This is a genomic window from Nocardia noduli (assembly GCF_019038455.1).
Taxonomy (GTDB): Bacteria; Actinomycetota; Actinomycetes; order Mycobacteriales; family Mycobacteriaceae; genus Nocardia; species Nocardia noduli.
Window position 1 is genome coordinate 1 of sequence record NZ_JAFMPL010000181.1, and the last position, 8,219, is coordinate 8,219.

The 8,219-nt window shown below is 66.3% G+C and carries 8 protein-coding genes; 4 read left to right on the forward strand and 4 right to left on the reverse strand.

All coding sequences use genetic code 11. The annotated features are described in order from the left end of the window. The 3 genes from JZ792_RS40055 to JZ792_RS40065 all read left to right on the forward strand — a co-directional run. On the forward strand, positions 1-2,120 hold a 2,120-nt coding region (locus tag JZ792_RS40055; RefSeq protein WP_216918108.1), incomplete at its 5' end, for a transglycosylase domain-containing protein. A gap of 338 nt (positions 2,121-2,458) precedes the next feature. Then, positions 2,459-2,917, forward strand: coding sequence for a GyrI-like domain-containing protein (locus JZ792_RS40060; RefSeq protein ID WP_216918109.1), 459 nt, complete (start codon positions 2,459-2,461; stop codon positions 2,915-2,917). Between the two features lie 9 nt (positions 2,918-2,926). Further along, on the forward strand, positions 2,927-3,352 hold the full coding sequence (locus JZ792_RS40065) for a GyrI-like domain-containing protein (RefSeq protein WP_216918110.1): 426 nt from the start codon (positions 2,927-2,929) through the stop codon (positions 3,350-3,352). Between the two features lie 275 nt (positions 3,353-3,627). Here JZ792_RS40065 and JZ792_RS40070 read toward each other — a convergent pair whose 3' ends face one another. The 4 genes from JZ792_RS40070 to JZ792_RS40085 all read right to left on the reverse strand — a co-directional run bounded on the left by JZ792_RS40070 (position 3,628) and on the right by JZ792_RS40085 (position 7,332). Next, positions 3,628-4,722 carry an inositol-3-phosphate synthase gene (locus JZ792_RS40070; protein WP_216918111.1) on the reverse strand — a complete coding sequence of 365 codons (1,095 nt, stop codon included), beginning with the start codon at positions 4,720-4,722 and terminating at the stop codon, positions 3,628-3,630. Further along, positions 4,715-5,272, reverse strand: coding sequence for a PadR family transcriptional regulator (locus JZ792_RS40075; RefSeq protein ID WP_109523049.1), 558 nt, complete (start codon positions 5,270-5,272; stop codon positions 4,715-4,717). Before JZ792_RS40075 ends, JZ792_RS40070 begins: the two co-directional genes overlap by 8 nt. A gap of 124 nt (positions 5,273-5,396) precedes the next feature. Then, positions 5,397-6,230: a DUF1707 SHOCT-like domain-containing protein gene (locus tag JZ792_RS40080; RefSeq protein ID WP_216918112.1), complete on the reverse strand. Its 834-nt coding sequence runs from the start codon at positions 6,228-6,230 to the stop codon at positions 5,397-5,399. Continuing rightward, a complete protein-coding gene (locus tag JZ792_RS40085; RefSeq protein ID WP_438804438.1) occupies positions 6,217-7,332 on the reverse strand; it encodes a DUF1707 SHOCT-like domain-containing protein in 1,116 nt (371 codons plus the stop codon). Before JZ792_RS40085 ends, JZ792_RS40080 begins: the two co-directional genes overlap by 14 nt. Positions 7,333-7,490: 158 nt before the next feature. Here JZ792_RS40085 and JZ792_RS40090 point away from each other — a divergent pair, with 158 nt between their 5' ends. Further along, positions 7,491-7,910 carry a DUF5318 domain-containing protein gene (locus tag JZ792_RS40090; protein ID WP_109523047.1) on the forward strand — a complete coding sequence of 140 codons (420 nt, stop codon included), beginning with the start codon at positions 7,491-7,493 and terminating at the stop codon, positions 7,908-7,910. The last annotated feature ends 309 nt before the right edge of the window (positions 7,911-8,219 follow it).

Below are 8,219 nucleotides of genomic sequence, written 5' to 3' on the forward strand. Positions count from 1 at the left end.
GGGGTGGGGTCGCGGCCGAGGATGTTCCGCCAAAGCGGCGGACGCGGGGGGAACGGTTTCGGCGACTATGCCTGGCGTTGTTCATTCTCTTCGTCGCGGCGCCTTCGTTGCTGTTCGTCCTCGTGTACTGGAGTGCGGAGATTCCCGATCCGGAGGCGGTGCAGAGTAACCAGATCGCCACCGTTCTCGCGGCGGACGGGAGCACGGTGATCGCGAAGGTGGTTCCGCCGGAAGGGAATCGGACTCCGGTGCCGCTGGCGCAGGTACCGCAGCCGGTGCGGGACGCGGTGCTGTCGGCCGAGGACAGGGATTTCTATACCAATCCCGGATACTCGACCTCGGGATTCCTGCGGGCGGTTCGCGACAACATCGCGGGGCACGACAACGCGGGCGGCGGTTCGACCATCACCCAGCAGTACGTGAAGAACGCGTTCCTCGGGTCGGAACGCACACTCACCCGCAAGATGCGGGAACTGATCATCGCGGCCAAGATGGCGCGGCAGTGGAGTAAGGACGACATCCTCGCCGCGTACCTCAACACCGTCTACTACGGTCGCGGCTCCTATGGGATCGCCGCCGCGTCGCAGGCGTATTTCGCCAAGCCGCCCGCGGAACTGACTCTGGCCGAGGGCGCGGTGCTCGCCGCGGTGCTGCGTACGCCGTCGATACTCGATCCGGAAACCCATCTGCCGGAACTGAAGACGCGGTGGCACTACGTCGTCGACGGCATGGTGGAGATGGGGGTGCTCGCGCCGGGTGATCGCGACGCGACGGTCTTCCCGGCTATCGTGCCGATCGCCGATCTGCCGAACGACACCGAATCGCGCGGACCGGAAGGCCTGATCCGCACCCAGGTCGTGCGCGAATTGCGTGAGTCCGGGATCAGTGAGCGCGAACTGAACACCGGCGCGCTCCAGATCACCACCACCATCGACCCCAAGGCCCAGCAGGCCGCGCTCGGCGCGATCAGCGATCGGCTCGACAACCAGCCGCCGCACCTGCGCGGGGCGGTGGTCTCGATCGATCCGCGTTCGGGCGCGGTGCGCGCGTACTACGGCGGGCCGGACGGCTTCGGCTACGACTTCGCGCAGGCTCCGCTGCAAACCGGTTCCGCCTTCAAGGTTTTCGCGGCCATCGCGGCCCAGCAGCAGAGTATTCCGCTGAGCCGGGTCATCGACAGCGCGCCGGTCACCGACCGCGGCACCCAGATCACCAACGTCGACGGTGAGTACTGCGGTAAATGCACCGTGGCGGAGGCACTGAAACGGTCGCTCAACACCAGTTTCTACCGGCTGACCATGATGATGTTCGACGGGCCGAAGGCAATCGCCGACGCCGCGCACCAGGCGGGCATCCCCGAGGAGATCCCCGGCGTCGCCGGTAAGACCCTCACCGAGGACGGCGGTCGACCGCTCAACGGAATAGTGCTGGGGCAGTATCTGGTTCGTCCGATCGACATGGCGTCGGCCTACGCAACCATCGCGGCATCGGGCATCTATCACCGACCCTATTTCGTCCAGCGTGTCGTCACCGGGGACGGTCGCGTGCTGCTCGATCGCGGCGCCGAGGAGACCAGGGTGGGCGAGCAGATGCCGCCGGGTGAACAGCGCATCCCCCGCGCGGTCGCCGACAACACCGCGCAGGCCATGCTCCCGATCGCCACCTACTCCAACGGCCACGGACTGGCCGCGGGACGCCCGTCCGGCGCCAAGACCGGCACCACACAACTCGGTGAATCCGATTCGAACAAGGACGCGTGGATGATCGGTTTCACGCCGTCGTTGTCCACCGCCGTCTGGGTCGGTTCGGAACAATCACAAGCAATTCGCACAGTCCGTGGCGGTGATATCTACGGTTCCGGATTACCCGCCGATATCTGGAAACAGATGATGGACGCGGCATTGGAGGGAACACCGATAGAACAATTTCCGACACTCGATGTCCCAGGCGGTGCGACGCCCGGAGTGATCGATCCCGGCAAACCCTCGGGCGGCCCGTACGACATCCTGAATCCGCCGCAGACCACCAAGCCCGCACCGCCGGTGATCATCCCGCCCGGCGCCGAGCAACCCCGGCCGACGGAGATCTTCCCCGGGCTGAACGTGCCCGGAGGGCGATAAATACACGCCGCCCCGCCGCGATAATCACTCGACCGTGCCATCTAGTGTCGATCTTGTGACCTACGACGCCCACCGGGAACGCGGGACATGGCAGCATCGTTTGTCAGAGTGGGCGTATCGGCGCCGAACGGAATTCGGCCCGATGGCGAGACCGAGAGACCGATGCGGGAAGATATGCGCTCGAGCGACGACAACGCGGCGAACGCGATTCGGCCCGCCGACTGCCGCGAATTGAATATCAGGCGCGAGCGACGGGCCGGAGGCGATCTGCCTGCGCGGCCACGATGGGCCCGGCAGCGCCGCATAGTGAAGACAGACTAGAAATAGGGGCTACGCCGGTGGATTTCAATGTCGTTGACCAACCCGAGACGCTGGTGGCGGGCGTGGTGCTGCGCAGCCCGGCGCTCGCGGTCGAAGGCCCGCGCCGCGCGAAGGTCGAGGAAGCATGGAAGCGCGTTCTGGCGCGTCGCCTACCGGGACCACCGACCAGCGCGTACGTCGACCATGCGCCGGAGATCAATTCGTATCTGACGCATATCGTCGGCTACCGCTGTCAGAGCGTGGCCGACCTGCTGCCAGGTGACGTTCTCGCGCGGGTGCCCGCGGGACGTTTCGCCCGTTTCGTCGCCAGCGGCGATAATCTCGGCGATACCATCGTCAGCATCTGGCGGGCGGTGTGGGACGCGGAAGCGGCAGGCCGCATCGTCCGCACCTATACCGGCGATTGGGAACATTATCCCGATGCCCGCACCGCGGAGGTTTTCGTCGCGGTGGCAGTCGAACCGAGTGACGGGTAGGAACGGACTGTGGATTTCGAGATCGTCACGTTGGACGAGAGCCTGGTCGCCGGGCTCACCATCCCGCTGTCCGGCCGCGAGGTGGCCGCGCGCGATCTGGACCTGGTGAACTTCACCTGGGATCGCTACCTGGCCAGGGAGAAAGACGTCTCACGGGTGGCCGCCTACATCGCCCAGAACGACCACGCCGTCGCCGTACTCGGCTACGAGATCGCCGATATCGACGAAATGGACGCCGGCGACGTCATGACCCGCATCCCCCAGGGCCGCTACGCGAAATTCGTTGTCTCCGACAAGCCCTACGACCTGCTCCGCACCGCCTGGGCCCAGGTCGCGAAAGCCGAGAGCGCAGGCATCATCACCCGCTCCCACACCGCCGAGTTGGAGCGCTACACCGGCCCCACCTCGGTAGAGGTATACGTCTCCCTCGACTGAACCCCTTGGAAGACAACAAAATACGAAACCGGCCGGAGCTGAAGCTCCGACCGGTTTCGATTCATAGTCCCGAACCCACCCGATTCACGCCCCACCGGGCAAGCCCACAAGCACCCTCAACACCCACCCCCGCCCCGCACGGCGCGAGCCTTACGAGCGCCCGTTCGCGGCCGTCTCGCGTCCGAGCGGTCGAGACAATGCGACGAAGTCGCGAGTATCGACCGCTCGGACGCGAGACAACAAGGGCCGCGAACCCGCGGCCCCCGGGCCGCCAACTATTCAGCGATGAAGGCTTCCAGCTGTTCGCGGGCGATGTCGTCGGCCAGCTGCTTGGGCGGGGACTTCATCAGGTACGCCGACGCCGGGATGACCGGTCCGCCGATGCCGCGGTCGAGTGCGATCTTCGCCGCGCGCACCGCGTCGATGATGATGCCCGCCGAGTTCGGCGAGTCCCACACCTCGAGCTTGTACTCCAGGTTCAGCGGCACGTCGCCGAAGGCGCGGCCTTCCAGGCGCACGTAGGCCCATTTGCGGTCGTCGAGCCAGCCGACGTGGTCGGACGGGCCGATGTGCACGTCGTTGGCGCCCAGTTCCTTCTTCAGGTTGCTGGTGACGGCCTGGGTCTTGGAGATCTTCTTCGACTCCAGGCGCTCGCGCTCGAGCATGTTCTTGAAGTCCATGTTGCCGCCGACGTTGAGCTGCATGGTGCGGTCGAGCTGCACGCCGCGGTCTTCGAACAGTTTGGCCATCACGCGGTGGGTGATGGTGGCGCCGACCTGGCTCTTGATGTCGTCGCCGACGATCGGGATGCCCGCGTCGACGAATTTCTGCGCCCAGACCGGGTCGGAGGCGATGAAGACGGGAAGCGCGTTGACGAAGGCGACGCCCGCGTCGATGGAGCACTGCGCGTAGAACTTGTCGGCTTCTTCCGAACCCACCGGCAGGTAGGAGACCAGGACGTCGACCTTCGCGTCCTTCAGGATCTTGACGACGTCGACCGGCTCGGCCTCGGACAGTTCGATGGTCTCGGCGTAGTACTTGCCGATGCCGTCGAGGGTCGGACCGCGCTGCACGACGACGTCGGTGGGCGGCACGTCGGAGATCTTGATGGTGTTGTTCTCGCTCGCGAAGATCGCTTCGGCGAGGTCGAAGCCGACCTTCTTGGCGTCCACGTCGAACGCGGCGACGAATTTGACGTCGCGGACGTGGTACCGGCCGAATTTCACGTGCATCAGACCGGGCACGGCCGCGGTCTCGTCCGCGTCGTGGTAGTACTGCACGCCCTGGACCAGGGATGAGGCGCAGTTGCCAACGCCTACGATGGCCACGCGTACTTCGGTGGCGTTACCAGCCGTATTGGTGTCAGTCATGGCCGATGTTTCCCTCTTTCTGTGGTGCCGCCTTCGTTGACTGCTCCGCCGCAATCAACTCGTTGAGCCAGCGCACTTCGCGCTCGCTTGATTCCAGACCGAGCTGGTGGAGCTGGCGTGTGTAGCGGTCGAGCGAGCCGCTGGCTCGCTTGATCGCCTCACGCAATCCCTCTCGGCGTTCCTCGACCTGCCTGCGTCTGCCTTCGAGAATCCGCATCCGCGCCTCGGCGGGGGTGCGGCCGAAGAAGGCGAGATGAACGCCGAAGCCGTCGTCGGTGTAGTTCTGCGGTCCGGTATCGGCGAGCAGTTCCTGGAACCGCTCCCGGCCTACCGGGGTCAGGTCGTACACCCGCCTGGCGCGGCGGGTGACCGCGCCCGCGGGAAGTTCCTCGGCGATGAGCCCGTCCGCCTGCATGCGACGCAGGGTGGGATAGAGCGAACCGTACGAGAAGGCCCGAAATGCCCCGAGCAGACCGGTCAGCCGCTTGCGCAGCTCGTATCCGTGCATGGGCGATTCGAGGAGCAGCCCGAGGATTGCCAACTCGAGCATCGGGCTTCACCCCCTGACGTGTGTCCAGACCTAACCAATGGATGCGATGACAAACTATATCGCGCCGATACATCTATGCACAGTCGTATCCGATACAAGTAGCGTTTCCGCTGGTTACAGCCGTCTATTTGCGCAGTGGGCTGACTTCGAGCACTTCGCCGTCGAAGGCGATCTCCATGGAACCGGAGTCCTGCGCCTCGTTCCGGACGTAGATCGAGACCAGGGGCGCGGCGTCCGGTTCCGAGCCGGATGGCAACTGGAGACTCATATGGCTGATACGCCCGTTCGGGACCTTCAGGGTGTCGACGGCGCCGGCCAGTAGCCGAGCCAGAACGGGCAGGTTCACGGCGCCGTAGTCGACGGTCGGGGTGGTCGGCTTGCGCGCGGATTCGGAACCGAACTCGTCGAAATCGCCGTCGAAATGGTAATACTGCGATTTCAGCGGGTTGTCGGTACTTCTGTGGAACAGCGCGTAGCCGGGGTAGATCGTGAAGTCGTCGGCGACCGTATCGCCGAATTCCGCCCGATATCGATCGAGGAAATAGGCCTGGCCCGCCCCGGTCGTCAGATCCGGCAGCGGCGGCCCGGAGATCTTGTCGGCCGCGGAGCCGACACAGCCCGCGGCCATACCGAGCAAGGCGGCGACGAGCAGGACCCCGACCGGAATCCACCAGCGCGTGCGCCTGCGCACACCACCGCGCACCACCGGTGCGTCGGCGAACGCGCCGGGAATCTGGAGATCCCAGGTGAGTTTGTCCAGTTCACCGAAATATTCGGCCTTCATCGCGGCCGCGGTGCGCGCGGCGTGTTCGTCCGAACTCAACTGGCCGTCGGCCAGGGCGGCGTCGATCAGGCCGCAGACATCGGCGCGGTCGTCGTCGCGCGCCCGTACCGGGGAGGTCGTCGACGCCATCACCGCACCGCTTCGTTCGTCACCGGCGATTTCATCGGACCTCACGCACCTTCAGTACTTCACCGGTAATCGAAACCTGCACGTCGCCGTATTGCGAGCGCTCGTTGCGCACATTGATCTCCGCGACCGGCCTGCCGCCGAACGAACCCGAGTTGGGGACATCGATGGAAACAGTCGAGACGACGCCCTGCGGGACTTTCGTCGTCACCGGCGCGGTGGCTGCCACCTTGCCGATGGCCTCGAAATCGACGGTGGCCAGATCGACGGGCACCCTGTCGCGTTCGCGGGTGGAAAGGACGGGCCCCGGCGCCGGTTGGAATCCGCCGCGATAGTCGTAGCCGACCGTCCACTGCGCGCCGTCGGGAGCCACGCGCTTCACCGAGGCGTAATCCTCGTGGAACCACACCTCATCGACGATCGTGTCGCCGAACTTGGCGCGATAGCGCTCACGGAACAGCGTCATCCCCTCGGCGGTCGTGAGCTTGGGCGTGGCTATGACCAGCGGTTCCACCGCCGACAGGTCGAGCGGCACGCTCGCCTGCGCGACGGGCGGGGGATCCTCGCCTCCGGTGACCGCGAAACCCGCTATCGCGGCCAGCACCGCCAGCACCCCGAGGGTGGCGTTCAACACGGTGCTCCGATATGAGCGCGGCGGACTCGGTGGGCGCGGGGCGTCGGCGCGGCGCTGGAGATCGTCCACCAGTTCGGCCAGGTCACCGAGTGTTCTCGCCTCGGCGGCGAGTTCGGTGAGCGCCGCGTGTTCGTCCGCGGTGAGCTGTCCTTCGGCGCGCGCGTCGTCAAGGGCGCGCACCGTCGCGGCGCGATCGATCTCACGGGCCCGGGTGTGGCCGGGGTAACCACCGGACGACCGTCGGCCGATCAGTGCGTTGCGCCAACTCGTCGTTCGGGTGTCACGCGAGGCGCCCGCCCGCCGCGACGTGAGATCGGTTACCGCCGTTGGCGATTGCAGGTCGGCGACCAGGGCGTCGAGTTCACCGAGTGTCTTGGCCGACGCGGCGCGCGCCGTGCGGTCATGGTATTCGCCCGCGCCGAGTTGCCCCTCCGCGTAGGCGGCGTCCAGCACGCTGGACACCGTGGAGCGGTCGAGGTCACGCGCTCGCATGCGCCCTGAAGCGGTGGTGGACACGGGTGCATCGTAAACGGCGGTGGCCCGGTCAGCGCGGCGATGAGTATGTTCTCGTCGGAACATCGCCCGCGTGCGGTATCACCGACGGCCCTCACGGGCGGCGGTCGGGAACCGCCGCGCGCCAGCGCCGCCAATCAGACACGGCTACTCTGGTTCTCGTGCGAATTCAGCGGCAGGTCGTCGACTACGCGCTTCGGCGTCGGTCGCTGCTGGCTGACGTCTATGCGGGCCGGGTCGACGTCGCCGAGGTATGTGATGCGAATCCCTACCTGTTGCGTGCGGCGAAATTCCACGGTCGGGGGAGCGAGGTCACGTGCCCAATCTGCAGGAAAGAACAGCTCACGCTGGTTTCCTGGGTCTACGGCGACGGCCTCGGTCAGATGGCGGGCTCGGCCCGCACGCCCGAGGAACTGGTTCGCCTGGCCGAGAGCCGCGAGGAGTTCTCCGTGCACGTCGTCGAGGTGTGCCGGAGCTGCAGCTGGAATCATCTCGTGCAGTCCTATGTACTCGGAACAGCCCCGACGCCGACACGGCGGCGTACCGGTACCCGGACCAACCGGCGTACTGTCGCCGAATAGTGTGCATGGTCATCTGCCACCTGGATGACATGCGGAGCCCCCGTGTCTCCGTCCCCGCGATGTCAACGACCGCGCCCTGTCCCGCAGTCCGATACGAGTTATGGAGATCTTGTCAGTGAATTCGCCCTACGAGACTTCCCCCTACGGCGATGAACCGCACGGCGGCCGTGCTCAGCGAAGTTCACATCCCGGATCCCCCGACCCGCAGCGTCCCGACCCGCAGCGTGCGACGCCGCCGCCCGGGTACCGCCCGCCGCCGCCTCCCGGTGGTCCGCGACCCGGTGGCGCGCCCCGCGGCGGCCCCAACGG